Genomic DNA, 23,694 nt, shown 5'->3' with positions numbered 1-23,694 from the left:
ACAGCTCCCTAGGAAGAGACGGTGAAGGTGTCCGTCGTACCGGTCGAGCCCGAGGTCGCCAGGGTGAACGCGTCCAGGTCGAACAGGTTCCCGTTGCCCGTGACGCCCTTGAAGACCAGGAACAGCGTCGTCGTGCCGGCCGGCTTGTTGGTCAGGTTGGCCGAGACGTTGGTGAACGTGTCCCAGCTGCCCGTGTTGGCCACCGGCACGGTCGCCATCAGCTGACCGGTCGCGGACCCGGCCCGCACCTCGATCGTCCCGCCGGGTCCACCGGACGACACCCGTGCGCTGAACGACGTCGCCGTGCTCAGCGCGTACGGCGTGAACGAGACCCAGTCGTTGGTGTCGACGTACCCGACCGTCCGGCCGCCCTCGGCCGCGGCGTGGGTCGCGAACTCGATCCCCGACATCGCGCTGAAGTGCTCGCCCTGGCGGTGCCTCGGCTGGAGCTTACGCACGCTGTGCGAGGTGATCCCGCCGTTGTCGGTGTACTCCGCGTCGAAGACCCCGAAGATGTTCGCGGCCGGATCGTGCTCACCGTCGGCCGGTACGGCGATCGAGCCGCTGCAGCCGTTCTTCGAGGTGATCTGGTGCTGGTGGTCGTCGTGCCCGAGCAGGTAGGTCACCTTCACCCGGCTGCAGTCGATCGTCCCGTCCTCCGGATCGCTGACGGTGACCTGGAACGGGACGGTGTCGCCGAACGAGAACGGCTGCCCGTCCGCCGGCGCCTGCAGCGTCACCGTCGGCGCGGTGTTGCCGACGCTGATCTGCACGTTGGCCGAACCGGTCAGCCCGGTCGGGTCCGTCACGGTCAGCGTCGCCGTGAACGTGCCCGCGGTGTTGTAGGTGTACGACGGGTTGGCCTGCGTCGAGCTGCCGCCGTCGCCGAAGGTCCACCGGTACGACAACGCACCGCCCTCGGGGTCCGAGCTGCCCGCCGACGAGAACGCCACGGTCAGCGGCCGGCCACCCGAGGTGGGAGTCGCCGCGGCCTTGGCGATCGGGTTGCGGTTGGTGCTGCCCTTGTACTCGATCCGCCACAACGCCTGGTTGTTCGCGCCGGTGCCGTAGTCGAGCACGTACAGCGCGCCGTCCGGCCCGAACGCCATGTCCATCACCTGCGTGCCGGTCCACGGGAACGCACCGATGTCACCGACGCCACCAGTGCCGGTCACCTCGATCGCCTTGATCCACTTGCGGCCGAGCTCCCCGGCGAAGTAGCGGCCGTTCAGCGACGCCGGAAACTTGACCGGCGAGGTGTTGCCGGCGTCGTACCGGTAGACCGGACCGCCCATCGGCGACTCGGAGCCGCCGCCGAACTCCGGCGGCGTTCCGGCATCACCGCCGTACTTGATCCAGGACGGCTTGGCCGGCGGCAGTTTGGTCTGGCCGGTGTTGCGGAACGAATTGTTGGTGGGACCACCGGCGCAGTCGAACTTGGCACCCGACGGACCGCTCGGGAACTGCCAGTCGTTGTAGGTCTCGTTCGTGGCGTTGGTGCCGGTGCAGTACGGCCAGCCGTAGTTGCCGGGGGCCATGATCCGGTCGAACTCGACCTGGCCGTTCGGCCCGCGGTTCGGGTCGGTGACGCCGGCGTCCGGGCCGTAGTCGCCGAGGTAGACGATGCCGGTCGGTTTGTCGACACTCATCCGGAACGGGTTGCGGAAGCCCATCGCGTAGATCTCGGGCTTGGTCTGCGCGGTGCCCGGCGCGAACAGGTTGCCGGACGGGATCGTGTACGTGCCGTCGGCCTGCGGCTTGATCCGCAGCAGCTTGCCGCGCAGGTCGTTGGTGTTGCCCGACGTCCGCTGCGCGTCGAACTGCGGGTTGCGGCTGGTCCGCTCGTCGATCGGCGTGTAGCTGTCGGACTGGAACGGGTTGCTGTCGTCGCCGGTGGTCAGGTAGAGGTTGCCGGCGGCATTGAAATCGAGATCGCCGCCGACGTGGCAGCACTGGCCGCGGTCGTTCGGGACCCGGAGCACGATCTTCTCGCTGGCCAGGTCGAGCGTGTTGTCGGTCTTCAGCACGAAGCGCGACAGGTGCAGCTCCCCCTTCCACCGGTCCCAGTCGGCCTGCGTGCCGTCGGTCGGCGCGTCCCCGTCCGGCGTCGACAGCCTCGGCGAAAAGTACAGCCAGACGAAGCGGTTGGTCGCAAACCCTGGATCGACGGCGACGCCCTGGAGTCCTTCCTCGTCGTGGGTGTAGACGTTCAACCGGCCGGCCAGCGTCGTCGTACCGTTGACATCGGTGATCCGGACGGCGCCGTCGCGGGCGGTGTGGATGACCGACCGGTTGGGCATCACGGCGAGCGACATCGCCTCGCCGAGCTCGTTGGCACCACTGGCCAGCGACACCTGCTGGTAGTCGGCGGCCGGGATGGTCGACCCTGCCTCGGCCGCGGGGGCGCTGACGCCCAGGGCTCCGATCAGAGCCGCCGTGATCAGCACGGCGATTCGGCTTCTTCTCATCACGCGACTCCTTCGATCAGGTCGAACTGTTCCCACGGGCCGATCGCGTCTCGGTTCGCGATCAGCGGCGTACCGGTCCCGGCGGTGACGTACTTGCCGTTGGCCCGTGCTTTCAGGGCGACGGCTCCGTTGCCTTTGGCAAGACCGATCGTTGCCTTGTCGTAGCGTCGTGCGGTCGTTGCCGGGGTTCCGGACAGCGACTGGAACGGCTGCACGGTCGCGCCGGTCTTCTCCACCAAGTAGGTCCGACCCTGCTGGGCGGGGATCGTGAAGGTCGCGTTGGACTGGGCAGCCACCACAACGGCCCTCGTCTGACCGTCCAGGACCGTGACACTCTGCCCTGGCCAAGGACTCCGTACGGCGAGTTGCTGCGCGGCCCCGGAGCTGATCGCGACCGTCGTCGGCGAGCCGTTGGTGATCTGGACGTGCACCTTCGACTTGTGGCCGATGGCAACCGTTCCCTCACCGGTCCAGTCGGCCGGCCAGGCGGGCGCGATCCTGAGCAGGCCGTCGTAGTCCGTCGCGAGTGACTCCGGGACGGTGATGGCCAGGACGCCGGACTGCTCGACGTACGGCTCGAACGCCGGCTGGGTGGACAGACCGATCATGGTGGTGCCGTTGGCATCCTGCGCGGGCGTGAGCAGCTGCGTCTGCGTCGCCGTGTCGGTCCGCAGCAGCGCCTGGATCTTCGGGATCGCCGCGGTGAGCTGCCCGATCAGCGCGGTGTCGACGCCGAGGAACTGCGCCGCTCCCTTGATCAACGGGTAGTGCGCCGTCAGGAACGCCCGGTCGTCGGTCATCCGGTGTGCTCCCAGACCCACAGGCCGATCTCGGCGCCGGTGGTGACGGTCAAGGAGTTGTACCAGTCGCGCTTGTCCTGCGAGAACGTGAACAGGTCAGCGACCCCGGCCTGCGATCCCGGCAGCACCCCGCGGCTCTGCGCCGCGGCGGAGTACAGGTAGATGGTCCGCAGGTTCTCGACGTAGTCGCCGGTGCCGTCGGCCGAGCTGATCTTGATCAGGCCGGCCTTCTGCCAGTAGTCGTGCCACCACTGCAGATGCGCTGAGCGCACCTCGGAGGCCGGCCGCGTCGCAGCGCCGTTCAGTACGGCGTTGGTGGTGGCGATCGAGTCGCCGCCGGTCCAGGTCGGTGCCGCGACGACGACCCGGAACGAGCCGTCGGCGTTGGGCTGGAAGGCGACCTGGCCGGTCAGCGGATCGGGGATCGAGGCAACGACGTTGCGGCCGCCCGCGGTGATCCCGGCCAGCGAGCCGAAGGTCCGGCCCGACGCTCCCGCACCGGAGTTGTCGACCCAGGTTTCGGCCAGGGCGGCAACGGGACCGGAGGCCCGGGCGGTCGGCGTACGGGGTGACCAGAGTTTGACCTGTGCGGTCTGGGTGGCGTTGGGATCGGCGCCGGTCACGTCGACGACGAGTTGCTGGGTGTCGGCGCGGACGAACGCGGTCAGCGTCATGCCGCCGCCGGACTGGCGCAGCATTCCGTCGTACAGGTCGAGGCGGCCGGTGAAGTCGGCCGCGCCGGTCATCCGGGACAGGCCGGGGATGACCACGTGGCCGAGTGACTTGCGGCCCGGGAACGTGTCGGTGCGGTTGAGTTGCGCGGTGAAACCACCGGCCGCCCAGACCGCGGCCCCGAGGGCGCCGTTGCCCAGCGGGAGCGATTCGGTCGGCAGCGGATTGGCCCGGCCGAGCACGATGCCGGAGCGCCGGACCAGGTTCGGGGTGTCGACGACGAAAGACCCGTTCTGCCAGGCGGTGGTGCCGGGAGCGGCGACGGCGGGAGGAGGCCCGCTGCTCGCGATCAGCCCGGCAAGGAGGGCTATCGCCGGAAGGATTTTGGGCAGGCGGGATCGCAGGAGGGTGTTCATCGGATCTCTCCTGGAGATGGAGCGGACCCCTGGCCTGGGGGCGGAGAGGACCAGCGGTAGACATCGGATCTTTCTGGCTTCACGCTCCGCTGTCAATCCCTTACCGGTTCCGGAACCTGCGACACCCTCGACCGGTTCGCGGCGGTACGCCGTACGGTCGCTAATCTCTGGGCATGGCGAGGATCCTGCACATCGCGTTCCCCGACGAGTGGGCGGCCGCCCAGGCCGCGGGCGCGTACCGGATGTCGACCCGCGGAACGTCGCTGGACGACGGCGCGACCTTCATCCACGCGTCCCGGTTCGAACAGGTCGGCGCGACCGCGAACCGCTTCTACGCCGACGTCTCGCAGCCCTTGCTGCTCTTGGTGATCGACACCGAGCGACTCGTCTCGGCGCTGTGCGACGAGGACCTGGACGGCAGCGGTACGACGTTCCCGCACCTCTACGGACCGCTGAACCTGGACGCCGTGGTCGACGTACTGGCTTATGAGCGTGGTGCGGACGGCCGCTGGCCCGAAGTGTCGCCGCAGGCCGTATCCTGATCGGCGGAACGGGTCGGTCGGGTGATCGCGTCGCGCACTCCGGTGCGCGCCGAGGAAAGTCCGGACTCCACAGGGCAGCGTGGTGGGTAACGCCCACCCGGGGAAACCCGCGGGACAGTGCCACAGAGAACAGACCGCCAGCGGCCTGGACGAACCCCGTGGTTCGTTCAGGTGCGGGTGAGGGTGAAACGGTGGTGTAAGAGACCACCAGCTCGGCAGGTGACTGCGGAGGCTAGGTAAACCCCACGTGGAGCAAGGCCAAGAAGGACGCCGGGCAACCGGCGTTCGCGCGAGCGTTCGAGGGCTGCCCGCCCGAGCTCGCGGGTAGGCCGCTGGAGACTGCCGGCAACGGCAGCCGTAGATGGATGATCACCGACTACAGAATCCGGCTTACAGACCGGCCCGTTCCACTGCCCCCTGTGCTCGACGTGAGGAACCCTGTGAACAAGCTGACCCGCGCCCTGATCGCCGTCCCCGCCACCACTTTGCTGGTGATGGGCCTGACCACGATCGAGGCGTTCGCCGCCGACGGCAAGCCGAGCGGTGCGCCGCCGGAGGGCTCGACGGGGGTCTGGTGCGTCTCCGTCACCGGCGCCAAGGCGTGCTTCGCCGCGTACGGCGACCGCGTCTGGGTCAAGGACACCAAGGCCAACGGCGCGCCTGCGGCCGGGACCATCTACGACACCGAGTCGTCGGTGAACTGGAGCCGTGAGTGCTTCAACCGCCGCGGCGAGGACGGCGGCTGGGTGATGTGCAACTTCGACGTCCCCGAAGGCAACGCAGGCCTGCTCTGGGCCGCGAACAACCCGTTCGTCGGCAGCGAGGCCAGCACGAAGATCTGGACCACGATCCTCTGATCGGCCGCGGCCCCGCCGGATCAGCTGATCGGGCGGGGCTCGGCGAGACGCCCGGCCAGCAGTCCGGCGACCGCGGGAAGCACGATCAGTACGGCGAGCACCGTCTGCAGTGACGTGCTCCTCGCGAGTGCGCCGAGTGCGGGCGCGAGCAGCCCGCCGGCGCTGACGGCGAGGCCGAGCGTGACGCCACTCGCCGTACCGACTCGGCTCGGCAGGTAGTCCTGGCCGAGCGTGATGTGCAGCGAGAACGGCACGGACAGGGCGATCGCGGTCAATACGACGAATGCGAGCATCGTCGGGCCGGGGACGAAGGTCAGGCCGGCGAGCCCGGCGGCCGCGGTGGCATACGCGATCCGCATCACCGGCAGCCGACCCCAGCGGTTGGCGAGCCGGCCGCCGAGCAGGGTGCCGACGACTCCGCCGCCGAAGAGCACGATCAGGACTGCGGAGCTGCCGGTCGCGGACAGGTCCAGTCGCTGGCCGATGTAGAGGCCGACGAACGTGGTCAGCCCGACGTACACGATCGAGCGCAGCACGATGATCGTGGTGAGCTGCGCGAAGGATCGCCAGTCGTCGGCACCTTCTCGGCGGGTGGCCTTCGGCGCTGTGCCCTTGCGCAGCAGGGGAAGCGTGATCAGCACGCCGACGACCGCGGGGATCATCAGCGCGGGCGTTGCTTCGAGGCCGCCCGCATGCAGCAGCGGTACGACGAGCACCGGCGCGAGCGCGAAGCCGACGATGCCGCCGAGGGAGAACCAGCTCATGCCGACGTGGCCGCCGCCGGTGACTGCGCGCGCCGTACGGGCTGCTTGGGGGTGGTACGCCGCGACGCCGACGCCGGTCAGCGCGATCACGAGGAGCGTGAGGGCGTAGTCCTCGGTGAGGCCGATCAGCGCCGTACCGGCGCCGGTGCCGAGCATGCTGACCGGCAGCAGCCACGGCATCGACCAGCGGTCGGTGAGCAGGCCGAACAGTGGTTGGACCACCGACGACAGCAGGGTCGCGGCGAGCACGAAGCCGGAGACCGCGACGTAGTCGTAGCCGCGCTCGGCGACCAGGAACGGGACCAAGACCGGGACGATGCCCTGGTAGAGGTCGACGCTGCCGTGGCCGGTCGAGAGCAGGACGGTGGGGAGTCTCTTCACGCCTGCCAGCCTCGTCCGGCGCGGGGTTGTCCGGCTTCCGATAATCTGCCCATTGATGTCGAAAAGCCGCCACCAGCCGATCGCGCCGACCGTCCTGCGCCGCCTCGATGCCGGCGCGGGCATCGACGCGCACCGGCACGACGACCACCAGATCGCGTACGCCGCCCGCGGGGTGCTCGCCGTCGCCACCGACCAGGGCCACTGGATCGCGCCTGCGGACCGGGCGATCTGGGTGCCGGCGGGGACCGTGCACCAGCACCGGGCCTACGGGCGGACGGATCTCTACCTGGTCGGGCTGACCGAGAATCCGCTCTCGCTGTCCTCACCCGCGGTGCTTGCCGTCGGCCCGCTTCTTCGCGAGCTGATCATCGCCTGCACCGACGCCGAGCTGCCGTCGGCCGAGCACACCCGCTTGCGGGCCGTCCTTCTCGACCAGTTGCGGCACACCGCGCAGCAGCCCTTGAAGTTGCCCAAAGCAACCGATCCGCGGCTGGCCGCGGTCTGCGACGCGCTCGCCGCCGACCCAGCCTCTCCGCAAACCTTGGCCACCCTCGGTGCTTCGGTCGGCGCCGGCGAACGCACGTTGTCCCGGCTCTTCCGCGCCGAGTTCGCGATGACGTTCCCCCAGTGGCGCACCCAGCTGCGCCTGCACCACGCGCTCATCCTGCTGGCCGAAGGCCACCCCGTCACGTCGGTCGCACTGCGCTGCGGCTGGTCGACCCCGAGCGCGTTCATCGACACCTTCCGCCGGACCTTCGGCCACACTCCCGGCCAGCACCTTGACAGGTCTCGGTAAACGTTTGCCAAGATGCGGTCATGATCTACGAGCTGAACCACGTAGGCGGCCCCGTCCAAGACCTCGACGCCAGCTTGACCTTCTACACCGACCTCGGCGCCCAGATCGTCGACACCCTGTTCATGGAGGGCCCGAAGGTCACCCGGGTCCACCTCCAACTGGGCACCGGCCTGATTGAGCTCCTGCACAACCAGAACGCCGCGCCCGACGCGACGTACGGCCTCAACCACGTCGGCTTCATGACCGACGACCTCGACGGCGACTACGCCCGGCTGATCGCCGCCGGGTACGCCGAACTCACCCCACCCAAGGTCGCCGGCAGCGGCCAAGGCCGCCTGGCCTTCCTCTCCGACCCCAACGGCAACCGGGTCGAGCTCCTCCAGCGCACCGAGGAGTTCCGGGTCCCACCCATCACCACCACTCCCCTCCGCCGCCTGGCCCACATCGCCCTGGACGCCCCCGACCTGGACGCCGCCACCACCTTCTACGGCGACCACCTCGGCCTACCCCAGGACGGCAACACCTTCCGCCTCCGAGAAGACACCCTCAAGCTCTCCCCCACCTGGCCGGCCTCCACCACCCCGGTCAACCACCTGGCCCTCGAGGTCACCACCCCAGGCCCCGACCAACAGGACCCCGACGGCAACCGCCTGACCTTCCTGCCGATCAGGTGAGGTCGAGTTCGTAGTACTGGCTCAGGAGGCCTTCGCCGAAGAGGGTGTGGGGTTCGGAGCCGGTGAGGGTGAAGCCTCGTTTGAGGTAGATGGAGCGGGCCGCCTCCAGAGGGTCGTTCGTCCACAGGACCATGCGTTTGTAGCCGGCTTCGCGGGCGAAGGTGAGGCAGGTGTCGACTAGTTGGCCGCCCAGGCCGTGGCCTCGGGCGGCTGGGGTCAGGAGGAGCAGGCGGAGTTTGGCGGTGGACTCGTCGGGGCCCTGCACGCAGAAGACGCAGCCGGCGCGTTCGCCGTCGATCTCGGCGATCCAGGCGGTTTCGCGGGCCGGCTCGTGCGCCTCGGCGTAGTCGGCGACGATGCGGGCGACCAGGGCCTCGAAGGGCAGGCCCCAGCCGTACTCGGCGGCGTACAGCTCGCCGTGGGCCTGGACCACCCAGCCGAGATCGCCGGGCTGGTCGGCGGGACGGATCACTGCTGCGGACATCTGCACCACCCGATCTACTGACACGACTGTTTCAGTAGGCGATACTAGCCGCGTGCCGACGACGAAGCCAGCCCCTTCCGCGCGGGAGCAGGAACTGCTCGAGCGCGCCTACAGCTACTCGCTCACCCACGGCCTCGCCGACCTCTCGCTGCGCCCGCTGGCGACCGCGATCGGGTCGAGCCCTCGCGTGCTGCTGTTCCTGTTCGGCAGCAAGGACGGCCTGATCCGCGCGCTGCTCGCGAGGGCACGCAGCGACGAGCTGGCCCTGCTCGAACAACTCCGGTACGACGAACAGCCCGGCCTCGACGTCATCGGCCGCGAACTGTGGACCTGGCTGTCCGCCCCCGAGCGCCGTCCGTTGATGAACCTCTGGGTCGAGGCCTACGGCCGTTCGCTGGTCTCCCCCGACGGCCCGTGGGGCGACTACGCGCGCAGTACCGTCGACGACTGGCTCGAGTTGCTCGAGGCATCACAACCCGATGCCGCGAGCAACCACGCCCGCGCGCGGCGGACCGCCGTACTGGCACTGCTCCGGGGCGCGCTGCTCGACCTGCTCGCCACCGGCGACCTCGACCGCACCACGCGCGCGGTCGAGCAGCACCTGACCCGCTAGACCCGTTCTCAGGCCAGCTCGAACGCGATCGTCCGCTTGGTGATGTCGGCCTCGACGAGCTTGACCTGCACCGGCTGTCCCAGCGGCAGCGGCGAGGAGCTCTTGACCTTCCCCTCGACGGCAAGCGTCGACAAGGTGACGACCCCGCGATTCGGATCGCGTTCGTCGACGTCGACGACCACCCCGTCGAACGTCTGACCGACCTGGTCGTGGACCAGCCCGGCCTCGACCATCGAGACGATCGCGCGCTCGTACGCGTGCGCCTTGCGGTCGCACTCCTCCATGATCTTCGGGATCTCGTCCATCGACTCCCGCACCCAGTCCGGCACCGGCGCGTCGGCGCACAGCGCGACGCAGATCTCGCCGGTCCAGCGGTCGACCAGCCGGCGCAGCGGCGCGGTGACGTGCGCGTACTCCGACTTCATCGCCGCGTGCTCGGGCCGCTCCGGAACCCCGCCGGAGAAGGAGGTGTAGCCCGCGCCGCGGAACAGAACGGTGCACGCGGCAAGCATCGCCGCGTGCGCGGGCACCAACGGGTCGAGCCCGTGGATGAACTCCGCGTACGACGTACCGACCGGCCACTCGATCCCGAGCGCCTTCGCGGTGTTCTCCAGCTTGCGGCGCAGGTCGTCGTGCGACTCCGGCAGCGTCCGCAGGATCCCGATCTCGCCGTACATCATCAGGTGCGCGGCGGCCATCCCGGTCAGCAGGGAGATCTGCGCGTTCCACCCCTCGACCGGCAGCGGCGCGCGGAACTCCAGCGTCCACTGGCCGTCGTGCGTGACGACCTCTTGGTCGGGGATCGGCAGGTTGACGCCGCCGCGTTCGAGCTCGCGCTGCTCGCGGAGCTTGCCGACCTCGCGCAGCAGCTGCAGCGACTCCGACGCCGTCCCGGCATCGAGATCCTTCTGCACGCCCGCGTAGTTGAGCTTCGCGCGCGACTTCACCAACGCACGTTCGCAGACGACGTCGGTGCCCTCGCCGGACGCGTCGACGGTGATCGTCCACAGCAGCGCGGGCCGTACGGCGTCCGGAAGCAGCGACGCGGCGCCCTCGGACAGCTCCGGCGGGTGCAGCGGCGTGCGCTTGTCCGGCGCGTACAGCGTCTCGCCGCGCTTGCGCGCCTCGATGTCGATCGGGTCGCCCGGCTGGACGAACGCCGCGACGTCCGCGATCGCGTAGTGCACGGTGTAGCCGTCGCCGGCGCGTTCGATGTGCAGGGCCTGGTCGAGGTCCATCGAGTCCGGCGGGTCGATGGTGACGAACTCGAGGTCGGTCCGGTCCAGGTCGGGCAGCCGTGGGTTGTCCTTCGCCGCCAGCGCCGCCGCGACCACCTCGGGCGGGAACTCGGCCGGCACCTCGAGCTCCCGGCGGATCGTCTGCAGCGAGGCCCTGAGCACCTCGGGCACGTCCTCGGCGAAATGCACCTTCTGCAACGGCACTCGACCACTCCGTCCTCGCTAGCCCGGCCGCGACGGTGCGGCCGGGAGCTTCAGACTAGCGGCGGGACGACGTTGAAGCTGCGCAACGAGGCCAGGCCGTCGGCGTACCAGTTGATCTCGGTCACCGTCGCGGGCTTCAGCTCCATCCGGAACAGCGACGCCATCGGCGCCTGCAGCACGCCGCGCACCATCAGCTTGATCGGCGTCACGTGGGTGACCACGACGACGGTCTTGCCCGGGTACGACGTCAGGACGGCGTCCCGCGCGGTCCGCGCCCGCCGCGCGCACGCGTCGAACGACTCGCCGCCGGGCGGCGCGACCGTGGTCGAACCGAGCCAGGCGTTCAGCGCGTCCGGCCACTTCTCCTGCACCTCGGCGAACGTGTGCCCGTCCCAGTCGCCGAACGAGCACTCGACCCACGCGTCCCGCACCTCGACGTCGAGCCCGAGCCGCTCGGCCACCGCGGCCGCGGTCTGCCGGGTCCGCAGCATGGGGGAAGAAATCACCGCGTCGATCGGCCCGAGCCCGGCTGCGCCGTCGGCCGAGGCCTCGCCGCCTGCCGGCCCGGCGATGTACTGCGCCGCGGCCTCGGCCTGCCGGCGGCCGATCTCGCTCAGCCCCGGGTCGTCCCCGCCGGACCCCGAGAACCGCTTGTCCACCGTGTGCGCCGTCTCGCCGTGCCGCAGCAGGATCAGCCGCGTCGGCGCCTCGGCCGGAACGCCACCCCAGCCGGCCATCGCCTTGCCGAGCTCCGACACCTCGGTCACCACCGGCGCGGCCGAGCTCTCGGCCGGCTTCAGCGGGACCGGCTTGCCGTCGAGCGCCATGTTCGCGAGCGCGTCGGCGGCGGCGTTCTGCGCCCGCGGGACCCAGGTCCACTCGGTCCCGAACGGCGCCAGCGACTGTGCCTTGATCGCCAGCGGCTTCATGTCCGGGTGCTTGACCTTCCAGCGCCCGGCCATCTGCTCGACCACCAGCTTGGAGTCCATCCGGACCTCGATCGAGGCGTCCGGCGCGTACTCCGCGGCCAGTTCCAGCCCGGCGATCAGACCGCTGTACTCCGCGACGTTGTTGGTCGCGACCCCGATCGTCACCCCGGCCTGCGCGATCACCGCGCCGGTGGCCGGGTCCCGCACCAGCGCGCCGTACGACGCCGGCCCCGGGTTGCCCCGGGACCCACCGTCAGCCTCGACGATGACGTGCGTGTAGGTCATACCGCGCTCTCCGCCGTCCGAACCAGGATCCGGCCGCACTCCTCGCAGCGCTGTACGACGTCCGCCGCGGCCGCCTTGAGCTTGCTCAGGTCCGACGGCGCCAGCTCCATCCGGCAGCCCATGCAGCGCTTGCCGACCAGCGGCGCGGCGCCGATCCCGCCGTTGCGCTCGCGCAGCTTCTGGTACGTCGTGACGAGGTCGTCGGGCAGTTCGGCGGCGACGGTCGACCGCTGGTCGCCCAGCGTCGCGCGCTGCTCGTCGAGCTCCTTGAGCGCGGCGTCGCGCGTGCCCTCCAGCTCGGCCTGACGGCCGGCGAACGCCTCGGCCCGGCCCTGCAGCTCCGCCTGGACGACCTCGGCCGCCTCGAGCTTCTCCATCACCTCGAGCTCGGCGTCCTCCAGGTCGGAGATCCGGCGGTCGAGCGAACCGATCTCGTGCTGCAGGTTCTCCAGGTCCTTCGGCGAGGTGACCTGGCCGGAGTCGATCCGCTGCTGGTTGCGGTTCTTGCGCTGCCGGACCTGGTCGACGTCGCTGTCGGCCTTCTTCTGCTCGCGCCGCAGATCCGACACCTCGGTGTCGGCGCCGACCAGTTCGCGGTCGACGACCGACTTCTCGGCCCCCAGGTCGACCAGCGCCTGGTGCTCGGGCAGGGCCTTGCGCTTGGTCGCGACCACATCCAGCTGCAGGTCGAGATCCTGCAGGTCCAGCAACCGGCGTTGGACAGCGGGCTCGGCGTTCAGGGTCGGCTCCTTAGATCATGCGTTCAGTTGTCAGCATCCGCGGGCTGGAGGCGAAGGTCCCAGGCATCCGTGCGGAGCGTCGAGATGTGAGTGTCCACGGTACTGCCCTGCTCTGCCAACCCCGCGGTCAGGAGTCGTTCGGCGTCGGCCAGCCACGGCCACTCGCTGGCCCAGTGCGCGACGTCGACCAGCGCCGGGCCATCGGCGTACGCGCGGGCCTCGGTCGCGGGGTGGTGCCGGAGGTCGGCCGTGACGTACGCGTCGACGTCGGCCGCGCGGACCCGGTCGAGCTCGGAGTCGCCCGCTCCACCACAGACCGCGACGGTCTTGATGCTTCGGTCGAGATCACCCGAGACCCGTACGCCGTGCTCGGTCCTCGGCAGTCCTCGCCCGACTCTCGCCGCGAACTCACGCAGCGACAGCGCCTCGTCGAGCGTCCCGATCCGGCCACCGCCTCGCTGGCTCGGGGTCGACGCCAGCTCCAGTACGTCGTACGCGGGCTCCTCGTACGAGTGCGTCGAACGCATCGCCTCGACCACTGCCCGCCGCCGGTGGCGCGGGAGGATCATCTCGACGCGGGACTCCTCGACGACCTCGATCGCGCCGACCTCGCCGATCGTCGGGTTGGCCCCGCGCTGCGGCCGGAAGGTGCCTTCCCCGGTGGTCGACCAGGCCGCGCGGTCGTAGTCGCCGATCCGCCCGGCGCCCGCCGCGGCGAGCGCGTCGATCATCGCCTGCGTCTCGTCGACCGGCACGTAGACGACCAGCTTGTCCATCGCCTCGGACGGCATCGCCTTCAGCGGCCGGGTGTCTTGCAGACTGAGTGCTCTGGCCAGCGCGTCACTGACCCCAGGATTCGCGTTGTCCGCATTGGTGTGACAGACGATCAGCGCCGTCCCACTCCGGATCAGGTCGTGCACGACCCGCCCCTTCGGGGTCGTCGTGGCGACGCTGTTCACTCCCCGCAGCAGCAACGGATGATGACTGACGATCAGGTCGAACCCACCGTCGATCGCCTCGTCCACCACCGCCCGCATCGGATCGACGGCGAACAACACCTTCCCCACCGGCTGCTCCGGATCCCCCGTCACCAACCCCACGGCGTCCCAACTCTCCGCCCACGCCGGGTCGTACAACCGATCCAGTACCGCCTTCACATCACCAAGCGTCGCCACGCCCCCATCCTGCCGCACCCTGCCCGCACCACCCGCCAGGCAGGCCCCGGCCAGCGCTTCCCCGGACCTGCACCACTCACTAACCCCGACCACCAGGCCCCTGCTCCGCTCAACTCCGTCGCCAACACGCCCATCGAGACGGATTAGAAGGTGATGCACGTCCGCCCACACCGCACCCACCCGGCACGCGCACCGACCGCAACACCTAGCGTCCGACGTGCACCACTGACCAAGGTCCGCTGCCGAACGCTCAATCCACCCTTCGGCCGGTCCACAGGACGGGGTTGATCAGTGGTGCACGTCGCCGGTGTGTCGCCCTGGCCGGCTACCGCATCGCGCAAGCTCGCATCCGCAGTTCACCTGGCGCCGGGCGCGCACCGCGACACCCGACGCGCACCACCGAGTGGCGACGCCATACCGGTTTTCAAGACCAGCGCAATCGGCTCGGCAGCCCGGGCAGGCGGGCGGGCAACAATCCCGGCGCCGGGCGAGGCGAGGATGCGGCGATGCGTGCTGCCGCACCGAGTTCTCCCCACCCCCAAGGGGTTGGGGTGGGGAGAGGAGAGGTACCGCCATCGGCCGAGGTCGACCGGTCCTTCGGATCACGGCCGGCCGGCGGAGCAGGCTCACGTGAGCTGAGTGGCAGACAAGAGCGCCCGGGCCGCGGAACCGGTTCTCGGAGGTGGCGGGTGGTGCTCACCAGCCCACCAAAGCGATGGGCTGGTGAGGGTCGCTGCTCCTTCAGATCAGCCAGGCCGTGGTGTCCGCGGGGAGCTTTTCGCCTTCCAGTGGGGCGCTGGAGAGGACGACCGCTCCTTCGGGGAGTTCGATGGGGGCGGCGCCGAAGTTGGTGATGGACTGCCAGCCGCCGGGGCGGCGGAAGTGGAGGGCCCACTCGACGCCCTCGACCCATTCGAGGCCTTCGCCGGTTTGCAGGCCCCGGCGTACGGCGAGGGCCTTGCGGTACAGGCTGAGGGTCGAGTCGGGGTCGCCCTCCTGCGCCTCGACCGAGTACCCGCCGAACCACTTGGGCTGGAGCAGGTGCGAGCCGCCGGAGCCGAAGCCGAAGGACAGGCCGCCGACGGTCCAGGGCAGCGGGACGCGGCAGCCGTCGCGGCCCTTCTCGGCACCCTTGGAACGGAAGTACGCCGGGTCCTGCAGGTTCGCCGCCGGCAGCTCGCCGACCTCCTGCAGTCCGAGCTCCTCACCTTGGTACAGGTACGCCGAACCGGGCAGCGCCAGCATCAGCAGTACGGCGGCCCGCGCGCGGCGCAGGCCCTGCTCGACGTCGACGGTCGGCTCGGTGCCGTTGCTCAGCAGCCACGCCTTGCCGTCCTGCCAGGCTCCGTCAGGATCCTTGGGCAGCCCGTACCGCGTGGCGTGCCGGACGACGTCGTGGTTGGAGAACACCCACGTCGAGGACGACCCGTTCTGGTCGGCCAGCGCGAGGTTCTCCTTGATCACCTGGCGGAACCTGTCGAAGTCCCAGTCGGCCTGCAGCAGGTCGAAGTTGAACGCCTGGCCGAGCCCAGCGGCACTCGCGTACCGCGCGCGACGCGCGGCCGGTACGAACGCCTCGGCGACCGCCGACCGCGGCGGGTCGTACTCGTTCAGGACCTTGCGCCACTCGACGTAGATGTCATGCACGTCGTCGCGGTCCCACAGCGGGTGCACGCCGTTGGACTCCGACTGCCGGGGCAGCGTGGTCTTCGACGGCAGCGGCTCGGTCAGGTCCTTCTTCAGCGCGTGCGCGACGTCGACGCGGAACCCGTCGACCCCGCGGTCGGACCAGAACCGCAGCGTCTTCAGGAAGTCCTCGCGGACCTCGTCGTTGTCCCAGTTGAGGTCGGGCTGCTCGGCGGCGAACAGGTGCAGGTACCACTGGCCGTCGTGGATCTGCGCCCACGCCGACCCACCGAAGACCGAGTCCCAGTCCGACGGCGGCTGGTCGCCGTCGCCCTCGCGGAAGATGTACCGGTCGCGCTCGGGCGAGTGCTTCGGCGCGGCCAGCGCCTCCTTGAACCACTCGTGCCGGTCGGAGCTGTGGTTCGGCACGATGTCGACGATCAGCTTGATGCCGTGCTCGTGCAGCGTGCCGACCAGCTCGTCGAAGTCGGCGAGCGTGCCGAGCCGCGGGTCGACGTCGCGGTAGTCGTCCACGTCGTACCCGCCGTCGGCCAGGGCCGAGGGGTAGAACGGGCTCAGCCAGACCGCGTCGATACCGAGCGACGTCAGGTACGGCACCCGGCTGATGATCCCCTGCAGGTCGCCGATGCCGTCACCGTCGGAGTCGGCGAAGCTGCGCGGGTAGACCTGGTAGACGACCGCCTGCCGCCACCAGTCGGCAGCGCTCGTCTCCTGCGCGTGAGTAGTCAAGACAGAGCCTCACTCTGAGTGTGCGGTTTATATAGACTTTAAATTTAGAATCTGTAGTATTGTGAACACGGTACTGCGAGGAGGTCAAGAGGGATATGCCGAAGACATCTGCGGCCACTCCACCGCTGCTGCGGCGGGTGAACGCGAGCAAGCTACTCGGCGTGCTCTCGACCGCGGGAGTGATGACCGGAACCGGCCTGATCGAGGCGACCGGGCTCACCCGCGCGACCGTTCACGCGGTCTGCAACGACCTGATCGGCATGGGCTGGGTGCTCGAGCTCGACCCGGTCCGCGACGACACCAGCGTCGGCCGGCCGTCGCGGCGGTTCGAGTTCAACAGCGGCGCCGGGTTCGTGCTGGGTATCGACGTCGGTGCGGCGAAGACGACCGTCGTGGTGGCCAACCTGCGCGGCGAGACGCTGGCCAAGGCGGGGCGTTCGTTCGCCGCGGTGAAGGAGCCGGGCGAGCGGACCGACCTGGTCGACGAGGCCGTGGTCGACGCGATGCTGGCCGCGGAGGTGACCGACGACGAGGTGATCGCGGCCGGTGTCGGCGTCGCGGCGCCGGTCGACCGGAGCGGGAGCATCCTGGCCGACGACGAGTTCTGGCGGCGGTTCGACGCCGGGCTGACCGCGCGGTTGTCGAAGCTGCACGGCTGGCCGGCCTTGCTGGAGAACGACGCGAATCTGGCCGTGCTCGGCGAGCACTGGCGCGGTGAGGCGCAGGGGGTCGACGACCTCGTCGTACTGCTGGCCGGTGAGCGGTTCGGGTCGGGCCTGATGGACTCGGGGCGGCTGCTGCACGGGAGTCGCGGCGGGGCCGGCGAGATGGTGTATCTCAAGCTCGTCGAGGGAGTCGGCGACACGCACGGGATCGCGCGGATCGCGCGGGAGGGTGGAGCGGCGGCGATCGCGGACCCGGCGGTGCAGACCGTACTGCGGGAGCTCGCGGGCGGTGAGCCGGTGACGGCGGAGATGGTGTTCGCGGCCGCGGCGCAGGGCGATCAGGTGGCGATCGACGTACTGGACGTTGTCGGGCAGCGGACGGCGCGGGTCGTGGCGACGCTGGGGATCCTGTTCAATCCCGAGCTGGTGGTGATCGGCGGTGCGGTCGCGGAGGCGGCGAAGGCCTTGCTGCCGTCGATCGAGGAGCTGCTGGCGACCTTCACCAGTACGCCGCCGAAGGTCGCGGTGTCATCGCTCGGCGACACGATCGTGTCCGTGGGTGCGGTCCGGCACGCGCTGAACTACGTCGAGCAGAACGCGCTGGACCTGACCCTCACCGCTCGCCGTTTCTAGTCTCTGGTGTGATGCTCGGCCAGATCCAGCTCGCCTTCCAGCTCGAGCTCGACGACCGTACAGTCGCGATCCAGTGCGGTATCCGAGTCGACGTACAGATACGTCCACCCCGCGGCGCCCTCGATCCCGCCGCCCTGGCGATCGATCCGCAGCTCCACGTCCGAGCCCACGATCGTTGCCTTGAGCACCTTGTTGCGGAGGCCGCGGACGACGAAGTACTCGTTCGGCCGGTCGAAGGCGAACAGGTAGACCTTGCGCCGATCGGCCGAGACCGTGGACGCGCCGTAGAAGGCGCCGTTGGGCAGGCCCCGAGTGGTGCCGAAGACGGCGCGTTCGTGACGCCGGATCCAGTCCCCCAGCTCCCGCAAGCGGGACACCTGCTCCTCGGGGATGCTGCCGTCCTCGCGCGGACCGACGTCGAGCAGCAGGTTGCCGCCCCCGCCGATCGTCTCCGCGAACAGCCGGATCAGCTGCCGCACCGACTTGTAGTGATGGTCGTCGTGCTGGAAGCCCCACGAATCGTTGATCGTGACGCACAGCTCCCACGGCCCGGCCGGCGGCACGATCGGTACGCCCTGCTCCGGCGTCGCGTAGTCGCCGAACCCGCCGCGCATCCGCCCGTTCACCACCGTCTCCGGCAGCTTCGCGACGATCAGGTCGCGCACCTCGTCCATCCGCCACTGCTCCGGATCGCGCTCCCAGTCCCCGTCGAACCACAGCAGATCCGGCGCGAACCGGTCCATGATCTCCGTCAGCTGCGTCCGGTGGAACGTGAGGAACCGCTCCCACGCCGCGGGGTCCTCCTCACCAGCAGCCGGTACGGCGTACGGATTGCCGCGCTCGTCGGCCGGCATCCCGGCCGGGCGCACCGACGCGTAGTCCGGGTGCGTCCAGTCGAGATGGCTGAAGTAGAGCCCCACGCGCAGCCCGTGCGCGCGCAGCGCGTCGACGTACTCGCTGACGATGTCGCGCCGCGCCGGCGTCGCTTTCACCGTCGACAGGTCGTTCGCCGCGGTGTCGTAGAGCGCGACGCCGTCATGGTGCTTCGACGTCAGGACGGCGTACCGCGCACCGGCCGCCTCGAACAGCCCGGCCCACGCCTCCGCGTCGAACTTCGACGCGGTGAAGCCGTCGAGCTGCTTCAGGTAGTCCTCGTGGCTGATCTCGCCGGTGAAGAACGACCAGGACTCGGCGATCCCGTTCACCGCGTAGATGCCGTAGTGCAGGAAGATGCCGAGCTTGGCCTGCTCGAACCAGGGCTGGATCGCCATCGCGGACTCCTCAGGTCGGGTCAGCGATAGGATATAGGATCCTACGCCTCAGTGATTCAAGGCAGCCGGGTCAGGACCTGCGTCACCGCCTCCAGAACCACCAGGTTCCGCCCGTACGTGACCGCCGTCGGCACGTTCGCCGGCACCAGCGCGCGATCCTCCGGGATCCCCGTGCAGAGCACGAACACGTCGCCCTCGTGACTCTCGATCAAGTGCTGGAGCGCGGACCGCATCCACGGCGTCCGCACCGCGTCCTGTACGGCGACCACCAGCGGCCGGCCGATCGCCGCCGCCTGGGCCTCGCCGAGCGCCTCGGCGTCCGCCGCGCGCAGCACGACCCCGGCCGATCCCGGCGCGATCCGCGCGAACACCTCGGGCAGGCCGCTGAAGTACGGGTTCCACGCCGGGTGCAGCCCCTGCGTCAGATCCACCACGTACGGCGAACCGCCGAGCGCCGGGATCTCCTGGCCGGTCACCGTCCGCGCCGCGACCTCGCGGGTCGGCGCGCCGTCGAGGCCGGGCATGCGGGTCCGGGCCGCCAGGTCGGCGGCGAGATCACGAACCCTTTGAGCAGCCTCGGTGACGCGGGACGCGTCGAGCGTTCCGTTGCCGACGGCACCGACGATCTCGGCGGTCAGCGCCCGCGGGTCGGCCTCGCCGATCGCGATCATCGCCAGGTCCGCGCCGGCCCGGATCGACTCGACCGCGGCCTGCTCGATCGACCGGGTGCTGGTGATCGCCTGCATCTCGAGCGCGTCGGTGGTGATCACGCCGGTGAAGCCGAGCTCGTCGCGCAGCAGGCCCTGCAGGATCCGGCGCGACAGCGTGGCCGGCTGGTCGTCGTACGCGGAGAAGACGATGTGGGCGCTCATGATCAGGTCCGCGCCGGCCTCGATGGTCGCCTGGAACGGCGCGAGCTCGACGGCGGTGACCTGCTCGATCGACCGGTCGACGCGCGGCAGCGCGAGGTGGGAGTCGACGGCGACGTCGCCGTGGCCCGGGAAGTGTTTCGGGCAGGCGGCGATGCCGGCGTCGCGCACGCCCTGGACGAAGGCGACGCCGTGGCGGGAGACCACGCCGGCCGTCGTACCGAACGAGCGGGTCGAGATGATCGGGTTGGCCGGGTTGCTGTTGACGTCGACCGACGGCGCGAGCATCACGTCGATCCCGAGCAGGGCCAGGGTCGCGGCGGCGTCGCGGGCCGCGGCGCGGGTCAGGTCGGTGTCGTCGAGCTCGCCGAGCGCACGCGGCGAGGACAGCGGCCAGGGGTTCGCCGGAGCGAGGTGGCTGAACTCGCCGCCCTCGTGGTCGATCGCGATCAGCAGGTCCGGCCGCTCGGCGCGCAGCGCGGTGGTCAGGGCGGACACCTGGTCGGCGTCGACGACGTTGCGGGTGAACAGGATCACCGCGCCGAGGCCGTTCGCGATCGCTCGGCGCAGGTCGTCGGGGGCGGTGGTACCGGTGAAGCCGACGATCAGGGCGCCGGCGGCGTCGCGTTCCAGTTGGTCACTCATAGCGTCACCCTCTCGCGCCGGACCATCCGATGCCAATGGACCCGGAGATGTCTCACGCCCAGTGAGTTCACCAAGGTCACCTCCCAGCGTCATCTGAGGTTCGGAGCAGCACACAAGGGTGGATGGGATTCCATCCCCCCGATCAGTTACGGAGCTCCGCCATGCCCGTCACACCGATCACTCGTCGCACGTTGCTGGTGGCCACCGCGGCCGGCGCCACCGCTGTCGCCGCGGCCGGATCGCTGCCCGCGTCCGGCTCGCCGATGCCGGTCGAGGCCGCCGGCTCGCACCAGCCGCTGCCGGACCCGTTCACCCTCGGCATCGCCTCGGGCGACCCGGACTACCAGAGCGTCATCCTGTGGACCCGCCTCGCGCTCGACCCGCTCGCCGCCGACGGCATGGGCGGGATGCCGAGCCGCCGGTACCACGTGCAGTGGCAGGTCGCGCTCGATCCCGCCATGCGTCGCGTCGTACGGTCCGGCGTTGTTTCGGCCACGCCGGAGTCGGCGCACGCCGTCCACGTCGAGGTCCGCGGCCTGCTGCCCGGCCGCGAGTACTACTACCGCTTCCGCTGCGAGCGCCACGTCTCGGAGATCGGCCGCACGCTGACGACGCCGCTGCCGGGGACTTACGGGAGCCCGCTCGACATGGCCTTCGTCTCCTGCTCGAACTACTCGGGCGGCTACTTCACGGCGTACCGGCGGCTGGCCGAGGATCACCCGTCGCTGGTGCTGCACCTCGGCGACTACATCTACGAGGGCGCGGGCGGCACCGGCGCGCGCGCCCACTCGCCGGCCAAGGAGATCTGGACGCTGGCCGACTACCGGGTCCGGCACGCGCAGTACCGGACCGACCCGGACCTGCAGGCCGCGCACGCGGTCGCGCCGTGGGCCGTGGTCTGGGACGACCACGAACTGGAGAACAACTACGCCGACGAGATCCCGTCGCCGGCCGGGCAGGCCGGGTTCCTGGAGCGGCGCGCGGCGGCGTACCGGGCGTACTACGAGATGATGCCGCTGCGGCGCAGCTCGATCCCGCGCGGGATCGACATGCAGATCTACCGGCGGATCCAGTGGGGCCGGCTGGCGTCGTTCCACATGCTCGACACCCGGCAGTACCGCAGCGACCAGGCCTGCAACGACACGACGTCGGACTGCCCGGCGGCACTCGACCCGGCGCGCTCGATCACCGGACCGGCGCAGGAGAAGTGGCTGCTGGACGGGCTCGGCCGGTCGTCGTCGACGTGGGACGTGATCGGGCAGCAGGTGTTCTTCGGTGCGCGCGACTTCACCGCCGGGCCCGCGGTGAGCTACAGCATGGACGCCTGGGATGGGTACGTCGCGTCGCGACAGCGCATCCTCGACGGCTTCCGGCAGCGGCACGTCACCAACCCCGTCGTCTTGACCGGTGACGTCCACAAGCACTACGCGAACGATCTGAAGGCCGACTTCCGCGACCCGTCGTCGCGCACCGTCGGCGTCGAGCTGGTCACCACCTCGATCACCTCCGGCGGCGACGGCCAGGACTTCCCCGCCGGCGGTCAGCTGCAGCTCGACGAGAACCCGCACATCAAGCTGCTCAACAACCAGCGCGGCTACGTCAAGACCCGCATCACCCGCGACACCCTGCAGGCCGACTTCAAGGTCGTCCCGTACGTCAGTACGCCGGGAGCTCCGGTCTCCACCCGAGCCAGCTTCACCGTAGAAGCCGGCCGCCCGGGGCTAGAGCTGACCTGACCACCGCGGCCGACCGCCGGCCGCTTCCGCCTCGCCGCCCGCTGTCGCGTCGCCGACGCACTCCCGCTCCGCGGGCCCGCGGCTCCGCACCACCGGCCCGCGCAGCGGGCTCGGCCCGGGCGACCGCGCCTTCCCTCCGCTCCCGCCGTCTCGCCCGCAGGGCGAGACGGCGGGAGCTTTTTTGTCCTTTCAAAGGCCATCGTTGTCAGTGACCGTCGGTGCACCTGGTGGACCAATTCGCGCACGCTGTGGCGTGGTGGTGCGTGATTAGCACTGGTTACCTCTCGCTGTATCAGCTACTTGCGGATAACGTTGTCTCTCGACCTGACCGCCACCCGACCGGAGCCCGATCACCGTGACAGTGCAGATCACCCGCCCATGAGCGCTGACTCAGCGACCGTTCTCGGCATCGACATCGGCGGCACCAAGATGGCCGCCGCCCTGGTGGCCGCCGACGGGACGATCCTCACCGAGGACCGGATCCTCACTCCGCCCGGCAACGCCGACCAGGTCTTCGACGCCCTCGCGGAGCTCGTTGGACGGGTCGTCGGCGGTACGACGCCGATCGCGGTCGGGATCGGTTCGGCGGGTCCGCTCGACCTCACCCACGGACTGGTCTCCCCGGTGAACATCACCGGCTGGCGCAACTTCCCCCTCGTCGACCGGGTCCGCGCGCTGGTCGGCGACGTACCGGTCGAGCTCGGCGTCGACGGGCACTGCTTCGCGCTCGGTGAGTCCTGGACCGGCGCGGGGCGCGCGGTCGACACGTTGCTCGGCATCGTGGTCTCGACCGGCGTCGGCGCCGGGATCGTCGTCGACGGGAAGCCGCTGCTCGGCCAGTCCGGCAACGCCGCGCACCTCGGGCACATGGTGGTCGACCTGGACGGCGAGGCATGCGCCTGCGGTTCGTACGGGTGCGTCGAGACGTACGCGAGCGGTCCCCGGATGGTCGCTCGCGCTCAGCGGCGTGGGTGGCGTGCGGGTGAGCGAGTGGACGCGGCCGTGCTGTCGGCCGACGCCGCGGCCGGGGACGAGATCGCGCTCGCGGTGTTCGACGACGGCGCCCAGGCGCTTGCCGCAGGCATCGTTGCGACCGCGGTCACGGTCGACCTCACGACCGTGGTCATCGGCGGGGGTGTGGCGAAGGCGGGGCCGGTGCTGTTCGACCCGGTGAGCCGGTGGGTGAAGCGGCTGGCTCAGCTGCCGTTCGTGACCGAGCTGACCGTCGAGCCCGCGCAGCTCGCGAACGCCGGCCTGCTCGGCGCGGCGCGGCTCGCCTGGGCGACGACCTGAGCCGACCTGGCTGACGCGGGCGCGGCCGTTTCGCCGTACCTGGGTCATTGAATTCTGTCCGACAGTCCGACGGAACCGCGCGTGACCGTGGCCGCAGGCCTTACACACAGTGATGCCGCGCGGAAAGGGATCTCCCGCGCAAATTTGCGCAATTTTTACCCAATGCCG

At 70.2% G+C, this 23,694-nt stretch carries 20 protein-coding genes and 1 other RNA gene; 9 read left to right on the top strand and 12 right to left on the bottom strand.

The annotated features are described in order from the left end of the window. Nucleotides 1-8: 8 nt before the first annotated feature. Genes HDA39_RS03365 through HDA39_RS03355 form a run of 3 tightly spaced genes read right to left on the bottom strand, consistent with a single transcriptional unit; the run spans nt 9 to nt 4,356 of the window. Nucleotides 9-2,468, bottom strand: coding sequence for a PQQ-dependent sugar dehydrogenase (locus HDA39_RS03365; RefSeq protein ID WP_184793778.1), 2,460 nt, complete (start codon nt 2,466-2,468; stop codon nt 9-11). Then, nucleotides 2,468-3,268 carry a hypothetical protein gene (locus HDA39_RS03360; protein WP_184793777.1) on the bottom strand — a complete coding sequence of 267 codons (801 nt, stop codon included), beginning with the start codon at nt 3,266-3,268 and terminating at the stop codon, nt 2,468-2,470. Before HDA39_RS03360 ends, HDA39_RS03365 begins: the two co-directional genes overlap by 1 nt. Then, complete coding sequence (locus tag HDA39_RS03355; RefSeq protein WP_184793776.1) at nt 3,265-4,356, bottom strand: hypothetical protein; 1,092 nt, start codon at nt 4,354-4,356, stop codon at nt 3,265-3,267. The genes HDA39_RS03360 and HDA39_RS03355 overlap by 4 nt, the downstream gene beginning before the upstream one ends. 173 nt (nt 4,357-4,529) lie before the next feature. Here HDA39_RS03355 and HDA39_RS03350 point away from each other — a divergent pair, with 173 nt between their 5' ends. The 3 genes from HDA39_RS03350 to HDA39_RS03340 all read left to right on the top strand — a co-directional run bounded on the left by HDA39_RS03350 (nt 4,530) and on the right by HDA39_RS03340 (nt 5,755). Then, nucleotides 4,530-4,898, top strand: a complete 369-nt coding sequence (locus HDA39_RS03350) for a DUF952 domain-containing protein (RefSeq protein ID WP_184793775.1) — start codon at nt 4,530-4,532, stop codon at nt 4,896-4,898. A 9-nt stretch (nt 4,899-4,907) separates the two neighbouring features. Beyond that, an RNA gene (gene rnpB / locus HDA39_RS03345) (RNase P RNA component class A) lies at nt 4,908-5,307 on the top strand. Between the two features lie 31 nt (nt 5,308-5,338). Then, nucleotides 5,339-5,755, top strand: a complete 417-nt coding sequence (locus tag HDA39_RS03340) for a hypothetical protein (protein WP_184793774.1) — start codon at nt 5,339-5,341, stop codon at nt 5,753-5,755. Nucleotides 5,756-5,775: 20 nt separating this feature from the next. On the opposite strand, the gene HDA39_RS03335 is transcribed toward HDA39_RS03340, so the two are convergent. After that, nucleotides 5,776-6,900 carry an MFS transporter gene (locus HDA39_RS03335; protein ID WP_337925606.1) on the bottom strand — a complete coding sequence of 375 codons (1,125 nt, stop codon included), beginning with the start codon at nt 6,898-6,900 and terminating at the stop codon, nt 5,776-5,778. Nucleotides 6,901-6,955: 55 nt separating this feature from the next. Between HDA39_RS03335 and HDA39_RS03330 the strand changes: the two genes are divergently transcribed. Continuing rightward, nucleotides 6,956-7,696 carry an AraC family transcriptional regulator gene (locus tag HDA39_RS03330; RefSeq protein ID WP_184793772.1) on the top strand — a complete coding sequence of 247 codons (741 nt, stop codon included), beginning with the start codon at nt 6,956-6,958 and terminating at the stop codon, nt 7,694-7,696. Nucleotides 7,697-7,716: 20 nt separating this feature from the next. Beyond that, nucleotides 7,717-8,370, top strand: a complete 654-nt coding sequence (locus HDA39_RS03325) for a VOC family protein (RefSeq protein WP_184793771.1) — start codon at nt 7,717-7,719, stop codon at nt 8,368-8,370. On the opposite strand, the gene HDA39_RS03320 is transcribed toward HDA39_RS03325, so the two are convergent. Continuing rightward, nucleotides 8,363-8,854 carry a GNAT family N-acetyltransferase gene (locus HDA39_RS03320; protein ID WP_184793770.1) on the bottom strand — a complete coding sequence of 164 codons (492 nt, stop codon included), beginning with the start codon at nt 8,852-8,854 and terminating at the stop codon, nt 8,363-8,365. The genes HDA39_RS03325 and HDA39_RS03320 overlap by 8 nt on opposite strands. Nucleotides 8,855-8,906: 52 nt before the next feature. Between HDA39_RS03320 and HDA39_RS03315 the strand changes: the two genes are divergently transcribed. Next, on the top strand, nt 8,907-9,467 hold the full coding sequence (locus HDA39_RS03315; RefSeq protein WP_184793769.1) for a TetR/AcrR family transcriptional regulator: 561 nt from the start codon (nt 8,907-8,909) through the stop codon (nt 9,465-9,467). An 8-nt stretch (nt 9,468-9,475) separates the two neighbouring features. Here the strand turns inward: HDA39_RS03315 and HDA39_RS03310 are convergent, their stop codons facing one another. The 5 genes from HDA39_RS03310 to HDA39_RS03290 form a co-directional block, all read right to left on the bottom strand. Continuing rightward, nucleotides 9,476-10,909, bottom strand: a complete 1,434-nt coding sequence (locus tag HDA39_RS03310) for an RNB domain-containing ribonuclease (RefSeq protein ID WP_184793768.1) — start codon at nt 10,907-10,909, stop codon at nt 9,476-9,478. Between the two features lie 50 nt (nt 10,910-10,959). Further along, the gene (locus HDA39_RS03305; RefSeq protein ID WP_184793767.1) at nt 10,960-12,123 is read right to left on the bottom strand and encodes a bifunctional RNase H/acid phosphatase; all 1,164 of its coding nucleotides are present in this window, start codon (nt 12,121-12,123) and stop codon (nt 10,960-10,962) included. Next, on the bottom strand, nt 12,120-12,833 hold the full coding sequence (locus tag HDA39_RS03300; RefSeq protein WP_202892855.1) for a zinc ribbon domain-containing protein: 714 nt from the start codon (nt 12,831-12,833) through the stop codon (nt 12,120-12,122). The genes HDA39_RS03305 and HDA39_RS03300 overlap by 4 nt, the downstream gene beginning before the upstream one ends. Before the next feature lie 53 nt (nt 12,834-12,886). Beyond that, entirely contained in the window at nt 12,887-14,038 is a 1,152-nt protein-coding gene (locus HDA39_RS03295) for a Nif3-like dinuclear metal center hexameric protein (RefSeq protein ID WP_184793766.1), read from the bottom strand. A 741-nt stretch (nt 14,039-14,779) separates the two neighbouring features. After that, a complete protein-coding gene (locus HDA39_RS03290; RefSeq protein WP_184793765.1) occupies nt 14,780-16,414 on the bottom strand; it encodes a glycoside hydrolase family 13 protein in 1,635 nt (544 codons plus the stop codon). 95 nt (nt 16,415-16,509) lie between these two features. On the opposite strand from HDA39_RS03290, the gene HDA39_RS03285 reads away from it, so the two are divergent. Next, nucleotides 16,510-17,712, top strand: coding sequence for an ROK family protein (locus HDA39_RS03285; protein WP_184793764.1), 1,203 nt, complete (start codon nt 16,510-16,512; stop codon nt 17,710-17,712). On the opposite strand, the gene HDA39_RS03280 is transcribed toward HDA39_RS03285, so the two are convergent. Further along, on the bottom strand, nt 17,709-18,983 hold the full coding sequence (locus HDA39_RS03280) for an alpha-L-fucosidase (protein WP_184793763.1): 1,275 nt from the start codon (nt 18,981-18,983) through the stop codon (nt 17,709-17,711). The two genes, HDA39_RS03285 and HDA39_RS03280, sit on opposite strands and share 4 nt — an antisense overlap. A 56-nt stretch (nt 18,984-19,039) precedes the next feature. Beyond that, nucleotides 19,040-20,497, bottom strand: coding sequence for a beta-N-acetylhexosaminidase (gene nagZ / locus HDA39_RS03275; RefSeq protein ID WP_184793762.1), 1,458 nt, complete (start codon nt 20,495-20,497; stop codon nt 19,040-19,042). Between the two features lie 161 nt (nt 20,498-20,658). Here nagZ and HDA39_RS03270 point away from each other — a divergent pair, with 161 nt between their 5' ends. Both HDA39_RS03270 and HDA39_RS03265 read left to right on the top strand, forming a co-directional pair. Further along, nucleotides 20,659-22,233 (top strand): alkaline phosphatase D family protein, encoded by a 1,575-nt coding sequence (locus tag HDA39_RS03270; protein WP_184793761.1) that lies wholly within the window; start codon nt 20,659-20,661, stop codon nt 22,231-22,233. Between the two features lie 378 nt (nt 22,234-22,611). Further along, nucleotides 22,612-23,526 carry an ROK family protein gene (locus tag HDA39_RS03265; protein ID WP_184793760.1) on the top strand — a complete coding sequence of 305 codons (915 nt, stop codon included), beginning with the start codon at nt 22,612-22,614 and terminating at the stop codon, nt 23,524-23,526. Nucleotides 23,527-23,694 lie beyond the last annotated feature (168 nt).

The organism is Kribbella italica (genome assembly GCF_014205135.1).
Taxonomy (GTDB): domain Bacteria; phylum Actinomycetota; class Actinomycetes; order Propionibacteriales; family Kribbellaceae; genus Kribbella; species Kribbella italica.
The sequence above is the reverse complement of the archived record's forward strand: the minus strand, read 5'-3'. Positions and strand labels throughout refer to the sequence as shown.